Below are 22,100 nucleotides of genomic sequence, written 5' to 3'. Positions count from 1 at the left end.
ACTACCGCCTACGCGCCCTGCTCGCCGCCGGCGGACACCGGCCGTGGCGCAAGACCCCTACCCATGCTCATCTGTGAAGGGCCACTTTACAGAGGTACTTCCCGAAATCATTGGCAGCTCGGCTGGTGGATTTTTCGCTATAGTCGCCGTATTGGTGGCCCATAGAATGGGGGTCCAAGCAGGTCGAGATGAATTGGATGCGAGATAAGACTTTAGAAAGCTATTTGGAATTTCACAGAGAAATGAGTGATTTCCTTCGGCATGCACAAGATCTGAGGCGGTCTATTGAGTCAAACTTGAGCGTAGGGCCAGCGGCGCGCGGGGAGGTGCTGGTTAAATGTAACGATCTTCGTATTATTAGCGACAGGTCGAGGGATGCGTTGGAACGCGTCTTGATTACTTCGGACGACGAATTCTTCCTCCATATCGAGGATGACTTAACTAGTTACAGGGAAGGCATTGTTAAAATTTGTGAAGATTGGGCAAGAGATGAATCTTGTTCCATCCTGTGGGATGAAACTCCCATGCAAGACGGGATGGCGCTCGATGAACTTTTTGAACGCCACGATGATGCTCTTGTGGAACACGCAATTCGCGTTTCTGTATACTTTCGAAAATATTATTACCCGAAGTTAGATTTGGTGAAGCCGCTGCGTAGATATTCAAAAAGAGCATTTCATCCTGGCGAGTAATTCATTAATCCACAATCCGGAAGTGTCTGCTCGTGCAATGGAAATCCCTGAGTCACGTCATCCTCTCACCGATCGAATGTCGGGGCCATCGTCGCCGCCGCACTGGTGCCCACCACCCTCAAGCGTGGCATCCGGTGAGAAAACCTCATCATCCCGAGAACCCGCACAATGCCCTGTCCGATCACGACCTTCGTGACAGCCCCGAACTCCTTCTAGGGATCGCGAAGGTGCTCCCAAGCCCGCTCCCTAACCTGATCTAGGCGTCGGCGTCACCCTCGGGGTGACCCGCGATGCTCGCGCCCGAAATTGCATGTGGCGCGACAGATTCACTCTTCGGACGGGAGTACGACCCCGAAGAACGCCACAGACGGGTCATAGTCCACGCTCAACGGGTGTTGCGCGAACTGTGCGAGTTCGTCCGCCGAGTCCACGACGACGGCGGCACCATCCCTGAATGCCAGTTCCCTCGGGTGCACCTTCGGTAGCGTGCCGAAGTCGACCTCGTACGGATCGGGCCACAAGCGTGCGGCTCGCCTGGTACCCACCTGAGCGTGGGCGATTGGCCATCCCGGGTGCCACACGATCGTGGCGTTCACACCGGCGAATCCAATCGACTGGCTCGTGAAGTTGCGATCTTCACCGTCAACGATCAGTTGCGGTAACACGATGTGCTGTTTGACTGCAGGCGCCGCATCCTCACCGCGGAGGTTCCGCCGCGTAACGAAGACCGAAAACCCAGCTGGGGGCTCGCCACCGGCCCTCATCCAGTCCAGCCACTCGGGCCGGACAACCGGGAGCCGTGGCAGATCCTGGTCACTCTGCAGTCCTGGATGATCATGGTCCGCAGCAGGGTGCGCTGACAACAGGCCGACCTTCAGCAGCCACCGAGCCAGGGCCACGCACTCGTCCGCTGACAGAATCAGTTCGTCGCCGGAGTCTCCATGTTCGAGAAGTCGACGTACAACGGGCTTCGCTGGCTTCTCGACCGTCGTGTTTAGGACGGCGTTGCAGTCCTGGCACGCGGGGACGTGAGCGCCGAGCAGTGCGTTCGCGGTAACCGGGGTCACTTGGTCGCGCTTCGTGTACGGAACGCCCGCGCGAGACGTCGTGAACGGGCCCTGTCCGTGGAACTCTCCGATAAACCAACTCGGCCAGACATGCTCCCCGACGCCGACATTCGGGTTCGGGCAAAACACGCACGCTTGCCCGGGGAATCTGTTGCCCATGAACACACGATACGGGTCCGACCATCGGACCGAACGGCTCTGCTACTGGCTCCGCTCCGCGAACCCCGGGCCGCCTGTCGTGCTCCGGCACGCGGCTGACCGTCTGCGAGACTGAAACCGTGCACAGCGAGATCACGTGGGTGGAGCCGCCGACGACGCCCCTGCGTGACGGGAGGGGGCCCGATTTCGCCGACGACGACCGGTTCAACCCCACCTGGTGGCGGCGGAACGCGGACTTCGGCCCGCCTCAGCATCAGTGGCGTTTCTACGCTTGGCGCGGCGCAGAGGTCGCACGCATGCTCGTCTCTCTCCGGTTTTCCAGCCACATTTCACATACATCGGTACCTGCCGTCATGGTCTGGGACTTTGAGGTGCGGGAAGACCTACGCTGTAGTGGCGATCACATTGGCACCCGAATCATCGAGCAATTCTCTGACGACTTCGATGACAAGGAGATATACATCGGCCCAACCCCCGAGTCCACGTCATTCTGGACGAGGTTCGGATGGCCGATGTGCGACTGCGCTAACTGTTGCGGGCGTGGCTTTATTGCCCGGCCACCCTTAAGTCCTGGAGGAAGACGCACAAGGTGACTGGCCAGAAGTTTCCCGCGTTTCCGGCGGGCATTCTCGAACACGTCTGCAAGCTGATCGCAGAGCTGTACAGCGGCAGCGAACTGACTCGCATCATGTCCGAGATCCCTCTCCGGGACGATCCCGGGGAAGGAAATACCAAGTGGCGGCGTCTGGCCTACGCAGTGAGCAGCAATCAGGCACGTACGCAGAGCGGTAACGCTGTGATCGCGCTTGTATCAGCGTCGATGCGACCGGAACGGACTCTCGACCGCGCGGACGTTGCAAGGCTGACTCGTGATCAGCTCAATCAGGTGTTGTCGCTCGTGGGTTATCGAGTCCGTGATGATGGGCGGGTCGGCCGTGCTGCCCGGGCGCGATCGACGGATGAGGCTGAGAAGCGGACCGAGCATCTCCGTGGTCTGCTGGAGCGCCGCGGTGCCCATCGTGAAGTGCTGACCTACTGTCGACCCGACCTGCTGCGCAAGGACTACTACGAAGCCGTGTTCGAGGCGATCAAGGGGCTCGGGAGCAGGCTCCGACAACTCACGGGCGTCGACGGCGACGGCTACGCACTCGTGGAGGGCACTATGGCCGGCAGCACGCCACGGCTTCGCATCAACGCACTCCAGACGCGCACACAACGAGACGAGCAGCTCGGTGTCGCGAACCTTGCCAAGGGGCTATTCAGTGCGTTCCGCAACCCGGCTGCGCACGAACCGCGGATCGAATGGACACTCTCGGAGCAGGACGCGCTTGACGTTCTCGGAACCTTGTCAATGATCCATCGCCGCCTCGACGTGGCGACTGTCGAAGCCCACTGACGTCGCCGTGCTCGGAGCTGGTCAGGGAAGGTCTGCCCGTGCTTGCGGCAGTCCCAGGGGCTGCGTCCACGATCCCTATGGGTATGGGCTCTTGCTCAGGGTGGCGGAGGGGACTGCCGCACGATCAGGTCATCCCGTCTGGCTACCCTTGGGGCGGGCGCAGCCGAGGTCAAAGGGTGCCGCTGTGCAGTTTCCGGTCGGTCATGGACACCGGGTTAAGGGACAGCTTGTCCTCATGACTTTACATAACGCGGATTATCGGCGCTTTAAGCAGGACGAGTCGAAATAGTTGCAACTACTCGTCTCATCCTGCCTACGGGCGCCTGGCCAAGCCACGACAGGGAGCACGGCCAAGCACCTCAGTCACAGACTTCATGGCGTCCGGTTCCTCCGTGCAGGCCAGCGCGGCGATCTCTCATTAAATGCGAGATTCGCGCGTACAGCTGAGCTACGGAATGGTTCCTGAGGCGTGTCTCTGGGCTCTTCGTCGACAAGGGCATCGCGTCATTGCGAGCTGAGGCTCGGGTGCCCGAGGTGGATGGGCGGGCGGCCCGGCAACTGGCCTGCCGGCGCAGCATGAACCTACTCGTCCTTCCTCCACACGTCTCACTGCCGGTCACTAGGACGAGTAGGTTGCACTAGCAAGGGTCGTCACCGCAAAAGCTACTTACCAGCTATTTTCTGTGAACGATTTCCTAAACCCATACCCTGAACGGTGCACCTTTCCATCTTGGACGAAAACTGTATTGGGCAGTCCGGGAATAATAAACTCTTCTGGCTCAATTAAATCACGTACTTCAAATCCGTGACGTTCATAGAATCGCCGCAATTTTGGACCATTACCTTCAGCCAAACCAAACCAGTCAACAACTCCGGCTGCTCGTTCATGGTTTTCCACAGCTTTCACCAGAAGGGAACCAATGCCCTTATCTTGATATTCAGGAACGACGACGATATGCGCGAGGCTCCGGATCCGCTGGGCGACGGTTAGTACTGCCTCTAGGTGTGTCAAGCCGTGCCTTGTGGCATATTTAGGTGCCACGTTTGTAGTCAGCGCAACGTTCGGAATTGAGTTTACTCCCCCAATGATCAAACCGTTTAGATCTTTGGCAATGTAGCAAACGGCGTCTTTTGAGTAGTTTTCGCTCGGTCTTTCAGGTACTGCGGTAGCTCGGGGCCCCACGTTCGTCAAATATTTGTGAAAGTACTCGTTAATTATCCGGACTTCTGTAGAGGTGACGGCGCGACTGATTGTTACGCCAGCGTCCGCCGGAGACACGCCTTCTGGGATGTCCGTGAATTTCCTGGTACGAGCCGCTAAGGCGGCTTTACTTTTTCGTTTCGCCGCTTCTTTTTCCCATGCCGCTTGCTTTTTGTTTTTGCGTGCCACTGCTATCCCCATTTTGAAATTTGTTTTGATTTTAAGCGCTGGCTTTTCCGCACTGCTTGGTCTGCATTCCCGACTCGAAATCCAGAAATCGAAACGCCATGACTCAAAAAGTTCACAACACGGCGGAATTGAGTCACACCGGTCGCCTCATCGGCTACGCCCGAGTGTCCACCAGATCCCAGAACCTCGACGTGTAGATGGGCGCGCTCATCAAGGTCGGGGTGCCGGCACCGTTTGTCTTCACCGACAAGATTAGCGGCACTCATGCGGGCCGCCCCGGCCGGACGGTTCCAGCTCAACGTGTTCGTGGCCATGGCCGAATACCAACGCGCGCTGATCGTGGAGCGAGTCCAGATCGGCCTAGAGGCCGCCCGGACCCGCGGAGTGCAGCTGGGCCGCAAATCCCCGATCACACCCGAGCAAGTGCGTGCCATTCACCGGCTGCACCGGGCCGGGCTGTCCCATTACAAGATCCACCGCCGCGTCAGGGTATCCAAGGGGGCGGTGGGCCGGGTGCTGCGGGGAGAGAATAAGTCCCTGGCGCATGTGAGTCTGGAGCTGCCCGAGGACGAGATCGACGTCTGGTGCGCCGAGGCACTGGCTGCCACCCCTGATGTCCCCACGCCGAGAGGAGACCGCTGATGCCCCGCATCGTGATTCTCTACCTGCTGTGGTGCGTGCGGCTGTTCTACCGCATCGGCCACGCGGCAGCGCACTGGGTGATGCGCATCATCCCGATGCCCTCGGCGTTGCGACATCGTGTGGCCGGCACCGTAGCCATCGCCCCGTACCTGTTCTGGGTGTGGACTGTGGTGGGCATCAACGCCTACACCTGGCCGGCTATTGGAGTGGGTGGTCTGATCACGGGCTTGCTGCTGCTGCTGGTCCACCAAGCGGAGGCCCGCCGTGCAGTCATCCGACGTTGAACGCTTCTACTCCCACGTCCTGAAAGGACCGGAGCCCGACTCGTGCTGGCTATGGTTGGGGGCGATCAGCGACGACGGCTACGGCCGGTTCTGGATCAACACCGCCGGCGGTCAGCGGGCTGTGGCCGCCCACCGCTTCGCCCTGGCCATCGTGCACGGCGGACTGGGGGCAATCGAGGGGTTGACCGCGTTGCACTGGTGCGACGTGCCGCTGTGCGTGCACGCCTCCCTGGACCCCTCCACGCACCTGTTGCTGGGCACTCGCTCGGACAACATGGCCGACCGGGCGATGAAAGGCAGGATGCCCTCGGCCACGGCGGCCCGATGGCGCCGGCTCTCCCGCACCGAGCGCTCCGCCCGGTCCCGGCAGCTGCGTGAGGAGCTCAAGACCCACGGCTGGGATGAGGAGCTGGTGCGCGAACTGGTGCACGGCATCGACCCCGACCACCCCACCCTGTTCTAGGGCCTGTCCTGTCTTCAGCTCGGTGAGGTCTCTTCTCTGATCCGTTGCTCCTGCCCCATCGCCCCATAGACTCCCGACCGTGCAAGTTACGACGAGCCTCCCAGGCATGCTGGAATCTCTTACATCTACATTGCCCGTCGAGATTGCCACGGGCATCATCCTCGGGGGCGGGGCCGCGCTATGGGGATGGTGGCGATGGGGCCCTAGCAAGCGGCGAGAGCTGACTACGCCAGACCGGCTTGACTACTCCCTCAAGCTTGGGGCCACAGCCCGCCAACTCGACATGCTGAATCTCTACGATCAGCAGCTGTTGGAGTCGGGGGATGTCGAGCACCTGTGGCCTCGGATCCAAGGATGCCTCGACAACTTGCTAGAGATCGGTTTTGGCCCGGCCGCGAAGAACGCGACTGGCAACGCCGGTAGCGGATTTTCGAAGGACGAGGGTACCGTCGCCATGCTCATGGTTGGCACTATCTCCAACTTGGCGACTGGTTATGCACAACAGCTCAAGCTGAGAATCATCGAAGACACCACTGTGGCTACGCGGGTCCGACCAGACCGCATGGGGCTGTCGGATTGGGCAGAGCTTTATCGCTTCGCCGAAAAGGTTTTCGATCCCACACGGCGAACCCCTCGCGGGATCACCCGTCTTGAGCGCCGCTTACGGCGACGACTCATCGACATGAAGAACTCCATGGACGCCGAGGAACAAGCCGCGAAATCGTGAGGTGACCTCAGCTTGTGTGGCAGGGCAGAGGGTGCAGCCCCCGGTAGAGACCTGGACAGACCGAAAAACCTCCGGCTGGTCGTCACCCCGCGACCGGCCGATTCGCAAGGCTGGGCCGAGAATCACCACGTCCTTCAAACGTGCCGAGAGACAAGACTGAGGAAGGTCCTATGGCTATCAATTTCAAGCTGTTCGACAAGAAGGTTCTCGATCCAATGAAGTCATGGGCGGGACGGCCCTGGCAGGGCTGGGCTCCAAAGGTGGCCCTCGAAGAGGTGTGGGAGTACAACCGAGGCATCTGGCGGTTCGGGGACCGCATCGAGGACGAGCGGATCGCCACCTTCTCGTGGCGCGGAGAAGTGGTGTTGGTGGCCGCCATCACCGGGGTCGAGGACGTCGGTCCGCAGTTCTGGAAGAACGGCCAGCGACGTCGAGCTCTCCAGGGGTACGTGCTGCCCGAAGGCCATCGGGTGCACGACGCTCTCATGGGTACCGAGCGGCCACGAAACCGGGCTGCGCTGACCTACCATCCGACACCGGACCTCGATGAGGTCCTGGCGACCGATGAGCCCTTGTCCCCCGACTCCGAGGGACAAGGGCGGGTCCTGGACCCCCAGCGGCGAAAGGCCCTGGAAGACGCCGCCCAGTCCCGCCTGGAGACCTACTACCGCGATCGTGGGTGGGAAGTCGAAGACGTCCGCTTCGACGGCCCCTACGACGCCATCGCGCGCAAGAACGGACAGACCCGTTACCTGGAGGCCAAAGGCACGCAGTCCAACGGCGCGTCAGTGACCGTGACCAGCGGGGAAGTCCACCACGCTCGGCGACACCCCGGTGAATGCGTTATCGGCATCCTCAGCGGCCTGCGGTTCACCGAGGACGGTGAGCTCGAGGACAAGGATGCCCGGTTCACCGTGAGTCCATGGGATCCAGCAGACGAAGACCTGCAGGCGACCCAGTACCGGTGGGCCACCACACGCGAGACAGTCCTGGCCGCAGAGTGAGCTGACGAGTCACCGGACAGAATCTATGCGTCGACAGTCTCTCGCTCCAGCTCACTGTCGGCTGAAGCCGTCACGTCGGCGGAACCGGCATTCTTCGGCGTCGCAGGGTCGTCACCCTTGTTGTCCTTCAAGAGAGCGCGCACCGCGGCCGCTGACAGCTCCAATCGCTGAGCGATATCGGCCACCGCCACCCGCTCCCCCTTCATGGCCACGACCACACCGGCCTGCGCCTGTCTGGCCTGAGCGGCCTCCTGCTCGGCCTTGGCCCGGATCTCCGCGATGCGCTGCTCGGCCGTCTCCATGATCTGCTCGGCCTCGCCCTGAGCGACGAAGAACTCCTCGCCCATTTCCAGCAACCGCTCCTCCCGAGCCATCGACTCCGCGGCCGCCTTCCGGGCCCGTTCCCGCGCCTCGGTCTTCGTCGCACTCTTCCGCTGCGCCATCACCACTCCTTCACATCAGCAACACCATTCCCATCCATTGAACACCACCGCCCTAACGGTCATAACCCCACTACTTCGCGCCGGCCCCACTGCCGGCAGGCCTGGCGCACCCGGAAAGGGCGCCCCAGGGGGCGACAGTGTCCTGAGCTTTCGCGGGGGCTGTGGACCGGCTCCGGGATCAATCCTCCGGTCCCTTCACCGGACCCACAACCGCCCGCGAAACCTCGTGCAGGTTGTCCACCCGAAACCCGTGCGTGGACAACCTGGTGCGCTTTCACCCAGTCGACCTGGAGTGTGGACAGCTGATGCAACTTTGTCTGTCCTCGTTCCTCGTCCGCTCTGTGGCATCACCTGCCCACACTCCAGGTCTCGTGGGCACAACCGCGTCACAGCCGTGACGGACACTCTGGGTCGTTTCGACCCGATGACTCGCGAGCTCGCATCGGTCCTTCACGCCCGGCCAGACCGTCACACCTCATGCATCATTGATAAACGAGGATGAAAAAGCGCATGATTGTTTCTGTGATGACCGTCCACAAGCTCAGTGCTGGGGACGGTTATTCCTACTACACCTCCGAAGTCGCCTCCGCTGATGAGCTGCGCGCTGAGGGCCGGGAGCTGGGCGACTACTACACCGTCGAGGGCATGCCTCCGGGACAGTGGGTGGCCCACTCCGAGGCGCTGCTGGGGGTGTCCGGGGAGGTCACCGAGGCGCAGATGGCCGCCCTGTTCGGTGAGGGTATCCGTCCGGACGCGGACCGTATCCTTGCCGCCGGTGGCACCGAGGCCGATGTGGCCCTGGGGCAGAAGTACCACCGCTATGCCAGTGCTGACACGAAGCTGACTCGCCGCCTGGAGGAGGAGATCGCCCGGCACGAACGCACCACCGGGGCGGCTCCGACCCGTCAGGAGCGGCAGGTCATCCGGGGCCGGGTGGGCGGTCAGCTGTTCCGTGAGACCCACGGGCGCGACGTGCGTGACAAAGAGGAGTTGGGGCGGTTCATCACGGCTCAGACCACCCCGAAGCAGCAGACCGTGGCCGGTTATGACCTGGTGTTCTCCCCGGCCAAGTCCGTCTCCCTGCTCTGGGCCCTGGGCGGAGACGAAGCGCGGAAGGCCGTCGAGACAGCGCACAACGAGGCCATCGCGGAGACTCTGAGCTTCCTGGAGCAGGAGGGTACTTACACCCGGCGTGGCCGCAACGGGGTCCGGCAGATCGACGTCGAGGGCGGGTTGGTGGCCACCCAGTTCCGCCACTACGACTCCCGGACCGGGGACCCGCAGTTGCACGATCACGTGGTGATCGCCAACAAGGTCAAGGGCGCGGACGGTAAGTGGTCATCGTTGGACGGGCGCACCTTGTACCGGATGAATGTGGCCGCCTCGGAGACCTACAACGCGAAGGTGATGGAGAAGGTCACTGCTTTCCTCGGGGTCGCTGCCGTGCCGCGCATGGCCGGTGGGAACGAGCCGATCTATGAGATTGCCGGGGTGGACCTGGACGCCATCCACCACGCCTCCTCCCGCCGGGCCGACATTGCCGGGACCTTGGACCGGCTGCACGCGGAGTTCACCGACCGCCATGGCTATGCCCCCAATGCCAAGCAGAAGATCGCCCTGGCCCAGCAAGCCACTCTGGAGTCCCGGCCCGCGAAGAAGTCCGCCCGGCGCCTGTCCGAGCTGGTCGAGCAGTGGGGCAAGGAGTACGGGCAGCAGGTCGGCATGCCGGTCGGAGGCGACCTGCTGGCCCACGTGCGGGCGGCCGCCACCGGGATGCCGAGTGGCCCGGATGCCATCCAGATCGACGTGTCCGAGCACGCCCGTTTGGTGGTGCACGAGCTATCCCAGAAGCGGGCCACCTGGAGCGTGAACCACGTCCACGCCCAGACCCGCCGGCACCTGAAAGAAGCCATGATCGGGCGCACGGTGCCCGATGAGCTGGTGGCCGAGGTGGTCAAAGAGGCCACCACCACGCACAGCCTGTCCGTCACCCCGCAGGCCGATGTGCCGCGCCTGGCGGAGTTCACCCGCGCCGATGGCACGAGTCAGTTCATCCGGTCGGATGCCGCAGTGTTCACCTCCCGCGAGGTCCTGGAGACCGAGCACCAGGTGCTCGCCGCCGCCCAGCGCACCGTTATTCCTGCCGTGTCCGCCCAGACCTTTGACGAGGTACTGGCCGCCCACACCGGCCCGCTCAGTGAGGGGCAGGTGGCCCTGGCCCGTGCTTTCGCCACGGACGAGAAGCTGCTCTCCTTGGGCATCGGCCCGGCCGGAGCCGGCAAGACCACCAGCCTGTCCCTGGCCGCTAATGCTGTGCGGGCGACCGGCGGTAACGTCGTGGGGCTGGCGCCCACCGCGGCCGCGGCCGCCGTCATGTCCGAGGACATTAAGGCGCAGGCGACGACTATTGACGCTTTCTTGATCGCCCACCGCACCGGGCGCACCGGGGCGGCCCAGCTGCACGCTGGAGACGTGGTGATCCTCGATGAGGTGGGCATGGTCACCACCCCGAAACTGGCCGAGCTCGTGAACGTGGCGGCCCGCCACGGGGCCGTGGTGCGTGCGATCGGGGATGACCGCCAGCTCGGAGCGATCGGCTCCGGCGGGGCGTTGCGCCTGCTCGATAACGAGGTGGGCGCGACGCGCCTGGATGCGGTCCACCGCTTCCAGAGCGAGGGTGAAGCGGCCGCGTCGCTGGCGCTGAGGGAGCCGCCGGCGGCCGGGGCGGACGTCCCGTGGGCCTGGTATCTGGAGAACCGTCGGGTGGTCGCCGGGGACACCGAGGCCATGACCGACACCGCGCTGCGGGCCTGGATCACTGACACTCAGGCGGGCAAGCGGTCCCTGCTGATCGCCACTGACAACACCACTGTGAACGACTTGAACGCCCGGGCTCAGGCCGCTCGGATCGCCACCGGGGCACTGGATGCTACCGGGGAGTCGGTGGTGCTGCGCGACGGGCTCACTGCCCATGCCGGGGATGTGGTGGTGACCCGCCGCAACGATCGGACCTTGCAGCTCAACGGCGGCCGCGACTTCGTGAAGAACAACGATGTGTGGACCGTGGAGAAGGTCGGGGCCGACAGCGCCACGCTGCGCCACACCGGCCACGGCGGCAAGATCACCCTGGACGCCGACTATCTGAGCAAGCACACTCAGCTGGGTTACGCGGCGACGGTGCACCGAGCCCAGGGCGCAACCGTGGACACCGCGCATGCGATCGTGGACTCCGCCACCGACCGCGCCGCCGCCTACGTGGCCGCTACCCGAGGACGCGAGACCAACCAGCTCTATGTCGCCCTGAGCGACGGTCAGAGCCGGGATCAGGTGCTGGAGGCGATCGCCGGGGCCTACGACCGGAACCTCTCCGCCCACGAGACCGTGGCCGCCGAGGCCATGCGCAACGGCGACGTCGCCACCTTGGGCGAGGTCTACCGCGAAACTCATGAGGCCGCCTGGACGGCCAAGACCCGCGCAATGGCCGTGGAGGTCATGGGCGCGGACAAGGCCGCGGACTTCACCAACAGCGAGGCGTGGGGCGCGGTGGCCACCCACTTGCATACTGCCCAGCAGGCCGGCATGGACCCGGCCGAACTCCTGAATCGGGCAGTGCATCAGCGAGGCTTTGGCGGGGCCGAGAACCCAGCTGCGGTGCTGGCCTGGCGCCTGGAGCACCAGATCGAGGCCGCCCAGCGCGTCTTGGACAACACCGACCGCCGGCCCCTGGGCAACCTCACCGACGAGCACCTGGAGCGGCTGGCTGAGCGCACCACAGCCGCCCAGAACCCGCCCCAGGCCGAGGACCCACAGTGGGCCTCACACCCCTATGCCTGGATGCCCTCCGCACAGCTGGCTGCGGCGAAGGCCAGTGCGGAGGCCGAGAACCTGGCTCTGCCCCCGGAGCTGTGGGAGTCCACCACCTCGCTGCACCTGGACTGGGTGGCCCGCACGATGGGTGCTGAGCAGGAGCGCCGGGCAGGGCTGTCCCCGGAGCAGGCGGCGGTGGAGCAGATCGCCCGCGGAGAGCGCCCCCGCACCGACACGGGCGTGTCGACCGGTGCAGCGATCGCTGCCGAGCAGCAGGTGCGTGCGGTGGCCGCCAAGGCCCCGGCACCGGCCCCGGTGGCGGACGGGCGCCGGGTGAGCGAGGACCTGGCCCCCACCCCGCTGATCACCGACCAGCAGGTGCCGGTGCAATACCGGGAGCAGCTGGAGCGGCTGCGCACCCGCATGGAGGAGCGCGTCATGGTGCGCGGTGCCGAACTGGCAGAGACCCGCCCCGAGTGGACTACGGCCCTGGGGCCGGTGCCGGCTAAGCCGACCAAGGCGGCCGAGTGGCACCAGGTCGCCGCCGAGGTCGAGGCGTACCGCAACCGCTACAACGTCCCCGCCCACGAGGCGGCGCTAATTCCCAAGGCCCACCGGGAGGATCCGGTGGCGGCTGCGCTGGTGGCTCGGGCCACCGCGCTGCACAAGCACTCCGCCCTCACCAACGCCGCCCCGCAGACCCCGGAGCAGATCCGGCGGACCGTCGATGAGGCGCACGTGGCCGAGCGGGTGCGCACCACCCCGGCCCCAGCTCAGGAGGCCGTGGAGTCGCTGCGCGCTACCCGCGCCGAGGCCGCCGATCCGTTGCCGGCCCCGCAGGCCCGGGAGGCCGCCGTCACCGAAGCCGCCACGACTCCGGTAGCCGAGGAGACTCGGCGGGTGCTGACCAGGGAGGAGCTGATCGCTCACGTAGTGGCCCAGCACCGGGCCCAGACCCAACAGGCCACCCCGACCACCGATGCAGCTGCCCCTCACGAGCCGGTGTCCCCCACACCGGCCGCTCAACAGAAGGAGCCCACCGTGTCTGAGAACTCCGAGCAGCCCCGCAAGCAGACCTCCGGCCCCGCCTGGCACGCTCAGCACGCTCAGGTCGCCAAGCGCATCAAGGCCGCCAACCGCACCGAGCAGAAGGCCAACCGCCAGGAGGACCAGGCCACCGCAACCCGCCGGGCCGCCGACAGCGCCCGCCGCGATAGTGGTCGCAGTCTCTAGAACTTCTTGCCAAGAGCGATAGTCCCCTGCTGGCCGGCAGTACCAGCACCAATATTAAGAATATAATTAGATGACTAAAGGATAACTAGAATATGAACGTAGACGAATTCAAAAAAAGCTTGGCGGACGACGCGGTGATTACCTTTTTCAAGTCCTTTGATGATGAGGTGAAGGGGGAAAGTGCGAGAGGCATTGCTATCGCTGGTGGAAGCGGGCTTGATCACCAACTCAAAAATTTATTGAAATCGAATCTGCTGCACTCCGCAAAAGACGATAAGTTGTTTGGCGTCAAGCAGCCACTTCATGACTACAGCGCGAAATGTGCGATGGCGCACGCCTTAGGTCTAATATCCGACAATGAAAAACGCGAGCTTGAATTTGTAGGGAAGATTCGCAACAAGCTGGGGCATGAAATCGGTAGTGGGTCTTTCGATGTTGAGCCTGTGCGTAGCTGGTGTATGGAACTTAGGCTTTGTGAAGTGCTTTATGCGCCCAAAACGGTTCCCGTCCCCCGAGGGGTCGGTACCGTCTATCCCCACGGGTACGACGAGGATGGGTACCCTCTCCTTTCCAAGGAAGACCTTTTTCTCCCGAACCCGCGGGATGCAAAGTCGCGTTTTATCGCTTCGATAAATGTAATGATGATTGTGCTTGCAACACGCATTTTCAACACCATGGACACCAAGGTTGAATCTCCCCCGGAGTTCACGTCTCCTGTTGATGTACGGAAGCCGATCCTTTCGGCTTTAGAGCATCAGCTTGATCGGCATGCGGAATTGAAGCAATCATCCATGGACCTAAAAGCCCGAGTATTGGAGGTGGGGCCGAGAGTGGCTGAGGCGGGTCTTGAGCCAATCGATGTTGCAGATGTAGAAAACGCGATAATCGAACAAGACCAAGCCAATCGCTTTCTTGTGGCAATGCTGCAAATGGGTCGATTCATGGAAGAGACTGTTCGTCGAGCACGAGCCCGCTACGCAGACCAAGCAAATGATGCATCGTAAATGCATATAAATTGGCCGAGCCTTTCGAAAAATCCCGACTGAACCGAGGAAATGTTGGGCCCCTTGCCCCCGGGCATGGCGGTGGCCGGGTCCCTTGGGAAGGAAGGGGCCCGGCCACCGGAGACAGCAAATAGGTAGCTGTCTCTAAGAGGGGCACAGCGCCTACTGGGAAGGGACGGCGCTGTGCCCCCGGTCTATGTGGTCACCAGGACCAGTCAGTGGGAGGTTGTTCATAGGCCAGCGTGCGGGGGACGCCCTTCTCGACGTGCTTGGTGCCGCATTCCCCAAAGGGCCCGTGCATGGCGAACAGCACCTTGGCGTGGACATCAAAGTGACTCACCCACCAGGTGGACATGCTGTTCTCCTCCTTCGCCACCAACCACTGGGCGTGCAGAGCGCTCAGCCGCTCCACCGCCTCGGTGTGGGCCCACCACTGGGAGCACCAGTGCATATTGGCTGAACGGTCCACGGACTCCAGCCGCGAAACCAGGCCCTCGACCCAAGCCACGAACTCCTCTTGCGACGGGCCTTCCACCGTCTCGGTGTCCTGCTCAACTGCTTCGCTCATCGCCGCTGTCCTTCCGTAATCCGCTCCAGCACCGGGCCGATCCGAGCTGTCAGAGCCTTGTCCTCAAACCACCGCACAGTGCGCACGATCGTCCCACCCCCGGTGGAGGTCTTCACCCAGGCGTGCCCGGCCGGCAGCTCAGAGAGCTTGGACACCGGCATGATGTCGCGCTGGACGGTCTGCACCGACCGCGACGCCACACCCCGGGAGGTCGAGGTGCTGCGCACCTTCGCGTCGTAGGTGCCGATGAGCTTGCGCAAAGACTCCAGGAACTCCGCGTCATCGGAGCCACCGCCGTAGACCTTCACCGCCGCGGCCGACCACAGGGTGTCCCACCCGGTGCGTTGCAGCATGTCCACGCCCTGGCCCTTGGTCTGGAAGTAGGCAGAGACCACGATGCCCATGGACCCGAAGAACGAGTACCACTCGGGCAGCTGCTTGAGCTTGACCACGTTGCCGACCTCATCGAGGTCAGCCACCAGCGGCACCGGCAGCCGTCCCCCAGCCCGCCGGGCCGCCTGCTGGGCGGCGGTGACCACCGCGTAGACCAGGGTCGAGACGAATGCCGCCCCAGACCCGGCAGCGTCCTGAGTCAGCAGGATGAGAGTGTCCTTGCTGGTGACGAAGCGGTGCGGATTGAATATCGGCACCCCCGGGGTCGGAGTGGTCCAGGCCAGCAGCTCATCGTGGACCAGTGCGGAAGCCATGCGCTGGGCACTGGCAGCCACCGACCCCCGGGTGTCTTCCGGCTGACGTCCCATGCCAGTGAGTGCGGCGGCCGGGCCGGTGTGGCCGGCCTGTTCCAGGTCCTCAGCCGGTTCCATGAAGTTGGCAGCGGAGACCCAGCGCAGCACGTCGGAGAGGGTCTTACCGCTCTTGGCGGCCGCCAGCAGGCACCAGGAGAGGTAGTCCCGGCCCTGGGAGTCGAACTGCGGATCGCCCTTCCCACCGGCCGAGCCGACGGCCGAGGCCGTCTCAAAGATCGAGGCGACCTCCCCGGCCGAGACCGTATCGGTGACGGTGGCCAGCAGGTTGAAGATCATGGCCGGGCGGGTGCTGTCGCGCCAGATGCGCTGGGGGTCGAACAGCCACACGGTGCTGCCCGTGGTGGTGCGGGCGGCCAGGACCTCGGCCACCCCGTCGACCTTGTTCGACGTCATCACGAACGCCCCTGGCGCCTCGGTGGCGTGGCGGATGACCTGGGAGGTGGTCTTACCCCGCCCGGTGCCCCACACGTGTGCGGAGCATTCCCGCCAGCCCTGATAGACCGGGTTCTTGCCCACCAGCCCGATCGTCAGCCCCGGGCCAATGTTCTCGGCCTCGGGGTGGAGGCGGTGGGCTTCCGTGGTGCGAGCAGCAGCCATCGCCGGGTTGATCCTCCCCGGAGGACTCATTCGCCGGGCGGCCTCCTGGGTCTTGGACGGGGTGCGGGTGCCCCAGACCATCAGCGCGGCCACACCGACCACCGCCTCCAGACCCACCAGGAAGGTCGCGGCCGTCGGCCAGTCCACCGCCCCGGTGGCCAGTTCGATCCCCAGGGTGAATGGATTCCACGGCAGGTCCCCTGTCACCGGGGTCAGCACATTCCCCAAATGGGTCAGACCGACCGCACCCATCACGGCGGTGAACAGGATCAGCACGCCGATAAAACTGCGGTTCTGGTCGTTGGTGTTCATGCGTTCACCCGCGCCTGTGCAGCCGCCCAGGCGGCATTGGTGTCGTGCACCCGCAGCTCCCCGGCGGTGAGGTTCGTCTGAAACGGCACCCCCGGGGCCTCCCCGGTTTTCAGCATGAACCGGCCCCGCCCGGGCGGGGGCGAGGTGCGCCCGGTCTTGGGGTTGACCGAGCCCTCGGCCGACCAGGCGACCAGCAGGGCCTTCTCCTGCTCCGAGAGCGGGAAGACCGTTTCCAGCATCCCCATCTCGTTCTGCGCCAGCCCGCCGAGGACCTTCATGGAGGAGCGTTCCATGAACCCGGTGGCGATCTTGGTCAGCTCCTCGGTCGAGAGCTGAAGGTCTTTCATGGAGTGAGTGATCAACAGCTGACCCAACCCCTTAGTGCGGTTCAGGCGGGTGATGCCGTCGATCTGGTGCACCAGCAGCTCCGAGGCCCGCAGGGCCTGCCACAGCTCGTCCATAATCATCAGGTGGTGGCGCTCGGCCATCAGTCCCGCCTCAGCCAACGTCTTAGCCGCCGAAATCCCGGCCTGGGCGTAGGACCAGCACACGATCTGCACCGCGGCCCGCAGATCTAACAACGTTTCGTCGATGGCGGAGAGGTCGAAGTCCACCGACTGGTCGATCTCCATCTCCTCACTGGTCTGCCGGCAGAACACATCCCCGAACGGACCATGCGCACCCAGCGCGTTGAGCCCGGCCAGCAGATTGCGCACCTGCCCCCGATAGGCCGCCTGGTCATCGACCAGGATCGCGGCCATGATCGCGGGCCGGGCGGCCGTGATCACGTCCACCACGTCAGCGATGATCGGCTGCCGGCCCTGGGCCTCGGCGTGCTCGGCCGCCTCGGTGATCGCCATCGACAGCACCGTGGGCTCCTGCTGCCGGGCATCCAACGGTGCCTTGAACACCAGCTCCAACAACCCGGTCAGCGCATTGAGGCGGCGGCTGTGAATTTCCGCGCGCATCTGCCGCTGCAGCGCCTCGGGCAGCTCCCCCAGCCGGCGCCACAACGGCCCAGCGTCCAGGGGGTTGATCGACCCCACCCCGGGGGCGACTCGGATCACCTGACCGCCCACCTCCACGGTGAGCCCGGCCAGGTCGGGTTTGACGTCACTGGCGCCGACGAACAGGAACCCCTGATCGACCAGGGCCAGGGCCATACGCACCGCCACCGAGGACTTCCCCCTCGCCTGGAGACCGAGGATGAAACAGGAGGGCGAGGAAATGATGCCGCGCAGAAACAGGTTGATCGGGTCCCCGCACACCACCGAGCCGTTGAGCTGATTGCGCCCCAGCACCGCCCCCACCAGCGGGGAGGAAGTGCCCACGGCAAAGGGCCACAGCCCGGCGGTCTGGTTGGAGGTCGCGGTGAACTCCGGGGGTGCCTCCACCCAGGAGGTCATCCCGCCGTGGGCGACGTCCACGCCCTTCTCCGTGAGCTCCCGGAACGGTCCGTTGCTCTGGGCGGAGGAGCGGCCGAAGAACCTGTTGAGGATCGAATCGGTGAGCTGGTCGAAGACAGACATCACAGCGCCTTTCGCACATCAGCCGGAATCGTGGCCACAGCATCGGGCACCACACCCAGACCGAGGTTGAACGCAAACGCCGCGTCATCGTTGTAATCGCACTCCCGCAGCCCCAGCTGCACGCCCTGGGAGGCGTTGCGCCGCAGCGTGGCCGCCACCCGCGGCAGCTGCTCGGGACGCTCCACGGTGGCGGTCACGACGATCGAGAACCGCACCAGCGACGCCCCTTCGGCCTGCTCACGCTCGGCCTTCCGGGCCTTCTCCAGGGCAATGATCTGGGAGCTGGTGGGACGGCGGTTCTTCTGATTCGCCGCGAACTGCGCGTTCGTCAACGACTGCTGCACCTGGATGGCCGACTTGTCCGGGGACTGGGGCCGGTAGAACACCGTGACCCGCTTCTGCAACATCTCCGCGTTCGGCGCCAACAGGGCCACCAGCGCGTTCTCCCGGAACGTCCCGGCGGGGGGACGCCACATCTGCCAGGACTTCGACACCACCCCACCGTGCTCATACCGGCCCGGGGAACCGACCACCCGGGCGGCTGAGGGGCCGACTTCCTCCCACCGCAAACCGGTGCCGGCCTCCGACAGCCGGGCCTTCTCCACCGCCGCGGCCGCCAGGGGGTTATAGGCCACATAGGTCTGGTCGATCAGGTCGTGCTCCTGCATCAGGGACACCGACCCGGCCCCGGCCTGCTCCAGCTGCTCCAAGAACCCACTGAGCAGCGAGGACACGTCCGTGGCCAGCTCCTCGGCGGTGCGCTCGGGCACGCCCTCACCCGCGTTAGCTCGGGCGCTGAACGTGAGCGCGATCCACTGCTCCAGCTTGGGCACGTCCTGATTGAGGTTGGCCACCACCTCATCCATCGTCGCCCGCGCGAAATCCGGCACCGACTGGGACCCCGCCTGAGCCCGGCCCACGGCCACCGCATCGGGCAGCCGCTCCCCCGGATCAGTGGTGGACTGGGTGGTGACCGAGACCTGCACCAACTCCGTGTTCGACCCGGCGTCACGCTGGAACGCCGCCCAGGTGCCCACCATCCGGTCCACCCGGTCCTGATCCAGCAGCCCCAGCCCGGAGGAGTTGGCGATGACGAACACGGTTCCGGTCTTCAACTTCGGGTGCCACAGCATCACGCCCTGGTGGCCGAACAGGTCGGTGAAGGTCACCGGCTCGGTCGCCGCCAGCACGCCGGGGGCACGGAAGGACCCATCCGGGATCTGCGAGGTCGGCCCGGCCTTATAGGTGGTCCGGTGCTTCTTCTCCGCCCGGGAGAACATGCCCCTCGCGATCCAGCGCTCCGGCTTGGACCGGCCGTTGCGGTCCTTGGAGCCGAGCACCGTGGCCACGATGAACGCAGCCACCGCGATGCCGGCGGCCACCCAAATCTGGGAGGCCATGATGAACAGGAAAACGAGCACCGATCCCACGCCGAGGACCACGGTGGAGGCCATCGAGAACCCCAACAAACCGGCCGTCTTGTCCTCAGCGATGTTGCCGTACTGCCGCACGATCACCTGGTTGCTACTCACAGATCCTCACCACTTTCAATGGAGTGCTCAGCGTCCCGGACGACTTCCCGCAGCCCGAACTCGATCCGCTGGCCGTTAATCAACGGTTTATTCGCCCCGGTGGCCGAGGACCCTTCCCCAGCCGGGTGCCCAGTCGGCCCCGCGCCATGGGTCGCAGCCACCGGCTCCGCACCGGCCGGCCCAGACGCCTCGGATGCCCTACCGGCAGCTGCCGGGGAATGGCTCGAGCTCTGCACCTGCTCCGCACCCGAGGCCCCGCCCGTGCCGGTGCCTGCTGCGCTGTTGGGGGCGGCACCCGTGGTGGGACTCTGCACGTTCTCCGCGCCCGAGGCCCCACCTGTCGTGGTCCCCGGTGCGGACGTAGGAGCTGCACCGGCCGTGGTGCTCTCCACGTTCTCCGCGCCAGCCGGTCCACCGACCGAAGGAGAGCCACCACCAGGCCCGCCAGCACCAGCCGGTCCCGGCGTCCCGGTCGAACTGGAGGCACCGCCCCCAGCACCCGAACCGGTGCCAGCGCCCGAGGCGCCGGCCCCGGCACCTGAAGCACTGACCCCGGCAGCTCCAGCGCCACCGGCTCCAGCGCCACCGGCTCCAGCGCCAACAGCGCCTCCGGCAGCTCCAGCGCCTCCGGCAGCTCCAGCGCCAGCAGCACCAGCTCCAGCGCCAGCAGCGCCTCCGGCAGCTCCAGCACCGGCAGCACCAGCGGCTCCAGCGCCCGCGGCGACCGCTCCGGCGGCGGCGGTGCCGACGCCAGCAGTGAGTGCACCGATGGCCACCGCGCCACCGAGCATGGCCAGCCCACCGGCCCCCATGCCGCGGGGACCGGCGCTGACGGCCGGGACCATGACGCGGGCCAGGGCGGGCATCGACAGGCAGGCGGAGAAGATGATCACGGTGCCGGTGAGCAGGGTGATCACCTGGTTGGCCACCTCACCGTCACCGGTTCCCCTGATCCCGTTCATCAGCGCCAGGCCGAAGCCGTAGAGGACGGCCGCGACCGGCTTGAACAGGATCACCGAGATCAGCCAGCCCACCGCTTTGTCGAATGCCTTGCGTCCTCGCTCCGTGGTCGAGGCCGCGGCGAAGATCGGCAGCAGCCCGCACAGGGCTCCGGCCACCCCGTAGGAGAAGATCACCAGGGCCGCGTTGAGGATCGCCCCGAGGATGGCGAAGGGAGCGAGCACGATCAGGATTCCAGCGGTGGTCAGCGCCATAGTTGACCCGGCCACGGCGTCCAGGTCCATCGACTGTCCCAGTCCGTCCCGGGCCGCGTTGCCGGCGATGGTGTCTACCAGCCACGGGGCCACCTCATCGGTGACCGCCAGCGACAGGGACACCATCGACACCGCCAGCCCGGAGACCACCACGGTGCGGATCAGTCCCATCACCAGGTTCTCCGCCGAGTCCCGGCTGTGGTCCCGAGCGATCTTGATGACAGCGAAGGCGGTGCCGATGATGCCGGCGACGCCGACGAAGGTGGTGGTGGCGGTCTGCACCCGCTCGGTGGCCGATCCGGCGCCCATTGCCGGTGCGCCGATGTTGAGCCACCAGGTGCCCACGAAATCGAGCATGGTGGTGAAAATTTCGACCAGCCACCCGGCCATGAACAGGATCAGCTTCTCCACCGTGTCCCCGGCGATACCGCCGGCGAGGTCTCCGACCCAATCCATCATGACTTTGGTCCCCACTCCACGTAGGGCTGGCCCTGGTGCTGGTCCCCGGTGATCATCGAGGTGCCCGAGGCCGGGTCCAGCTTCCAGTCCCCGTCCTCCCACACCAGGTCAACCTGACCGGCGATCGTCTGCGTCAGGCCGTTCTCCGAAGGCAGGTCGTAGATCAGCTGATAGGACGCCGCCTCGTCGGTGTAGTGGTCCTGGGAGTAACCGATCAGCGTGGCCGAGGATGCGGCCAAGCCTCCCTTGGCTTCCTCCAGCCCGTCGCGGATGCGCTGAGCCTTTTCCTCCAGGCGGTCCCGGTTGGGGCCTTCTGCGATCGCCACCTCCGAGTCCTTGGCCGCGTCCTCACTCACCGAGGGGTCCAGAGCCATCGCATAAGTCGCCGCAGCCATCAGCGACCCGGCCTCGGAGTGGGCATAACCGGCCCGCAGCCCCGAGTCCCTCCGCTCACAGCCGCCGAACTCGTCGGAGGAGGGCACCACGTTGTAGCCAGCGGCCACCCAGTCCAGGACCTCCGGGGCCTCATCGGCCACCGAGGAGGTGTCCGTGCTCAGCTGCGCCTGGCAGTCCCACGCGAAGTCCTCCCCCGAGGCGGGAGCAGCCGCCTCGGCCGCCCCCTGGGTGGGGGCAGTCGAGGCGGCAGGGGTCGTGGGGGCCTGCACCTCATCAGGGGCGGTGAGGTTGCGGATGGTCCATCCGGCCACCGTGACCAGCAGCAGCACCAGGGCGATCAGGGCAGGGCCGAACCAGCGGGGGCGGGGCCGGGTTGCGTTGTTGTTGTTCGTGTCCATCGGGGGGTCTCCCTGTT

Annotated in this window: 18 protein-coding genes; 9 read left to right on the top strand and 9 right to left on the bottom strand. The window is 65.0% G+C overall.

The genetic code is table 11. The annotated features are described in order from the left end of the window. Positions 1 to 197 precede the first annotated feature (197 nt). Positions 198 to 692, top strand: a complete 495-nt coding sequence (locus AS25_RS14590; RefSeq protein ID WP_156960914.1) for a hypothetical protein — start codon at positions 198 to 200, stop codon at positions 690 to 692. A 326-nt stretch (positions 693 to 1,018) separates the two neighbouring features. Here AS25_RS14590 and AS25_RS05775 read toward each other — a convergent pair whose 3' ends face one another. Beyond that, positions 1,019 to 1,918: a hypothetical protein gene (locus AS25_RS05775; protein ID WP_156960913.1), complete on the bottom strand. Its 900-nt coding sequence runs from the start codon at positions 1,916 to 1,918 to the stop codon at positions 1,019 to 1,021. Between the two features lie 589 nt (positions 1,919 to 2,507). On the opposite strand from AS25_RS05775, the gene AS25_RS05770 reads away from it, so the two are divergent. Further along, positions 2,508 to 3,314, top strand: coding sequence for a TIGR02391 family protein (locus tag AS25_RS05770; protein ID WP_035963146.1), 807 nt, complete (start codon positions 2,508 to 2,510; stop codon positions 3,312 to 3,314). 667 nt (positions 3,315 to 3,981) lie between these two features. Here the strand turns inward: AS25_RS05770 and AS25_RS14160 are convergent. Further along, positions 3,982 to 4,704 carry a GNAT family N-acetyltransferase gene (locus AS25_RS14160; protein WP_172644418.1) on the bottom strand — a complete coding sequence of 241 codons (723 nt, stop codon included), beginning with the start codon at positions 4,702 to 4,704 and terminating at the stop codon, positions 3,982 to 3,984. A 264-nt stretch (positions 4,705 to 4,968) separates the two neighbouring features. Between AS25_RS14160 and AS25_RS13775 the strand changes: the two genes are divergently transcribed. The 5 genes from AS25_RS13775 to AS25_RS05745 all read left to right on the top strand — a co-directional run bounded on the left by AS25_RS13775 (position 4,969) and on the right by AS25_RS05745 (position 7,824). Then, complete coding sequence (locus AS25_RS13775; protein ID WP_052160751.1) at positions 4,969 to 5,346, top strand: recombinase family protein; 378 nt, start codon at positions 4,969 to 4,971, stop codon at positions 5,344 to 5,346. Continuing rightward, positions 5,346 to 5,630, top strand: a complete 285-nt coding sequence (locus tag AS25_RS05760) for a hypothetical protein (RefSeq protein ID WP_035963135.1) — start codon at positions 5,346 to 5,348, stop codon at positions 5,628 to 5,630. The genes AS25_RS13775 and AS25_RS05760 overlap by 1 nt, the downstream gene beginning before the upstream one ends. After that, positions 5,611 to 6,093 carry a hypothetical protein gene (locus AS25_RS05755; RefSeq protein ID WP_035963124.1) on the top strand — a complete coding sequence of 161 codons (483 nt, stop codon included), beginning with the start codon at positions 5,611 to 5,613 and terminating at the stop codon, positions 6,091 to 6,093. The genes AS25_RS05760 and AS25_RS05755 overlap by 20 nt, the downstream gene beginning before the upstream one ends. Positions 6,094 to 6,376: 283 nt before the next feature. After that, complete coding sequence (locus AS25_RS05750; RefSeq protein ID WP_156960912.1) at positions 6,377 to 6,820, top strand: hypothetical protein; 444 nt, start codon at positions 6,377 to 6,379, stop codon at positions 6,818 to 6,820. 170 nt (positions 6,821 to 6,990) lie between these two features. Beyond that, positions 6,991 to 7,824 (top strand): protein NO VEIN domain-containing protein, encoded by an 834-nt coding sequence (locus AS25_RS05745; protein WP_035963110.1) that lies wholly within the window; start codon positions 6,991 to 6,993, stop codon positions 7,822 to 7,824. A gap of 23 nt (positions 7,825 to 7,847) precedes the next feature. Here AS25_RS05745 and AS25_RS05740 read toward each other — a convergent pair whose 3' ends face one another. Further along, on the bottom strand, positions 7,848 to 8,267 hold the full coding sequence (locus AS25_RS05740; protein ID WP_035963105.1) for a hypothetical protein: 420 nt from the start codon (positions 8,265 to 8,267) through the stop codon (positions 7,848 to 7,850). A gap of 510 nt (positions 8,268 to 8,777) precedes the next feature. Between AS25_RS05740 and mobF the strand changes: the two genes are divergently transcribed. Beyond that, positions 8,778 to 13,307: a MobF family relaxase gene (mobF, locus tag AS25_RS05735; RefSeq protein WP_172644417.1), complete on the top strand. Its 4,530-nt coding sequence runs from the start codon at positions 8,778 to 8,780 to the stop codon at positions 13,305 to 13,307. A gap of 92 nt (positions 13,308 to 13,399) precedes the next feature. Beyond that, entirely contained in the window at positions 13,400 to 14,311 is a 912-nt protein-coding gene (locus tag AS25_RS14585; protein ID WP_156960911.1) for a hypothetical protein, read from the top strand. A 202-nt stretch (positions 14,312 to 14,513) separates the two neighbouring features. On the opposite strand, the gene AS25_RS05730 is transcribed toward AS25_RS14585, so the two are convergent. The 6 genes from AS25_RS05730 to AS25_RS05705 are packed head-to-tail and all read right to left on the bottom strand — an operon-like array spanning position 14,514 to position 22,083. Next, complete coding sequence (locus tag AS25_RS05730; RefSeq protein WP_052160749.1) at positions 14,514 to 14,879, bottom strand: DUF4913 domain-containing protein; 366 nt, start codon at positions 14,877 to 14,879, stop codon at positions 14,514 to 14,516. Further along, a complete protein-coding gene (locus AS25_RS05725) occupies positions 14,876 to 16,555 on the bottom strand; it encodes a type IV secretory system conjugative DNA transfer family protein (RefSeq protein WP_035963100.1) in 1,680 nt (559 codons plus the stop codon). The genes AS25_RS05730 and AS25_RS05725 overlap by 4 nt, the downstream gene beginning before the upstream one ends. Beyond that, positions 16,552 to 18,084 (bottom strand): putative type IV secretion/conjugal transfer ATPase, encoded by a 1,533-nt coding sequence (locus AS25_RS05720; RefSeq protein WP_052160748.1) that lies wholly within the window; start codon positions 18,082 to 18,084, stop codon positions 16,552 to 16,554. Before AS25_RS05720 ends, AS25_RS05725 begins: the two co-directional genes overlap by 4 nt. Continuing rightward, positions 18,084 to 19,616: an SCO6880 family protein gene (locus AS25_RS05715; protein ID WP_035963091.1), complete on the bottom strand. Its 1,533-nt coding sequence runs from the start codon at positions 19,614 to 19,616 to the stop codon at positions 18,084 to 18,086. Before AS25_RS05715 ends, AS25_RS05720 begins: the two co-directional genes overlap by 1 nt. After that, a complete protein-coding gene (locus tag AS25_RS15445; RefSeq protein WP_052160747.1) occupies positions 19,613 to 21,289 on the bottom strand; it encodes a hypothetical protein in 1,677 nt (558 codons plus the stop codon). The genes AS25_RS05715 and AS25_RS15445 overlap by 4 nt, the downstream gene beginning before the upstream one ends. Next, positions 21,286 to 22,083 (bottom strand): DUF8175 domain-containg protein, encoded by a 798-nt coding sequence (locus AS25_RS05705; RefSeq protein WP_035963085.1) that lies wholly within the window; start codon positions 22,081 to 22,083, stop codon positions 21,286 to 21,288. The genes AS25_RS15445 and AS25_RS05705 overlap by 4 nt, the downstream gene beginning before the upstream one ends. Positions 22,084 to 22,100: the final 17 nt, after the last annotated feature.

This window comes from Kocuria marina (genome assembly GCF_000786655.1).
Lineage (GTDB): Bacteria > Actinomycetota > Actinomycetes > Actinomycetales > Micrococcaceae > Kocuria > Kocuria marina_A.
This window is presented reverse-complemented; position numbering and strand designations above follow the sequence as displayed.

Excerpts from the sequence above, each read along its gene's own strand:
- AS25_RS14590 (WP_156960914.1), top strand. The coding sequence starts at position 198 with ATGCGAGATAAGACTTTAGAAAGCTATTTGGAATTTCACAGAGAAATG.
- AS25_RS05775 (WP_156960913.1), bottom strand. The coding sequence starts at position 1,918 with ATGGGCAACAGATTCCCCGGGCAAGCGTGCGTGTTTTGCCCGAACCCG.
- AS25_RS13775 (WP_052160751.1), top strand. The coding sequence starts at position 4,969 with ATGCGGGCCGCCCCGGCCGGACGGTTCCAGCTCAACGTGTTCGTGGCC.
- AS25_RS05760 (WP_035963135.1), top strand. The coding sequence starts at position 5,346 with ATGCCCCGCATCGTGATTCTCTACCTGCTGTGGTGCGTGCGGCTGTTC.
- AS25_RS05750 (WP_156960912.1), top strand. The coding sequence starts at position 6,377 with ATGCTGAATCTCTACGATCAGCAGCTGTTGGAGTCGGGGGATGTCGAG.
- AS25_RS05745 (WP_035963110.1), top strand. The coding sequence starts at position 6,991 with ATGGCTATCAATTTCAAGCTGTTCGACAAGAAGGTTCTCGATCCAATG.
- AS25_RS05740 (WP_035963105.1), bottom strand. The coding sequence starts at position 8,267 with ATGGCGCAGCGGAAGAGTGCGACGAAGACCGAGGCGCGGGAACGGGCC.
- mobF (WP_172644417.1), top strand. The coding sequence starts at position 8,778 with ATGATTGTTTCTGTGATGACCGTCCACAAGCTCAGTGCTGGGGACGGT.
- AS25_RS14585 (WP_156960911.1), top strand. The coding sequence starts at position 13,400 with ATGAACGTAGACGAATTCAAAAAAAGCTTGGCGGACGACGCGGTGATT.
- AS25_RS05730 (WP_052160749.1), bottom strand. The coding sequence starts at position 14,879 with ATGAGCGAAGCAGTTGAGCAGGACACCGAGACGGTGGAAGGCCCGTCG.
- AS25_RS05725 (WP_035963100.1), bottom strand. The coding sequence starts at position 16,555 with ATGAACACCAACGACCAGAACCGCAGTTTTATCGGCGTGCTGATCCTG.
- AS25_RS05720 (WP_052160748.1), bottom strand. The coding sequence starts at position 18,084 with ATGTCTGTCTTCGACCAGCTCACCGATTCGATCCTCAACAGGTTCTTC.
- AS25_RS15445 (WP_052160747.1), bottom strand. The coding sequence starts at position 21,289 with ATGATGGATTGGGTCGGAGACCTCGCCGGCGGTATCGCCGGGGACACG.
- AS25_RS05705 (WP_035963085.1), bottom strand. The coding sequence starts at position 22,083 with ATGGACACGAACAACAACAACGCAACCCGGCCCCGCCCCCGCTGGTTC.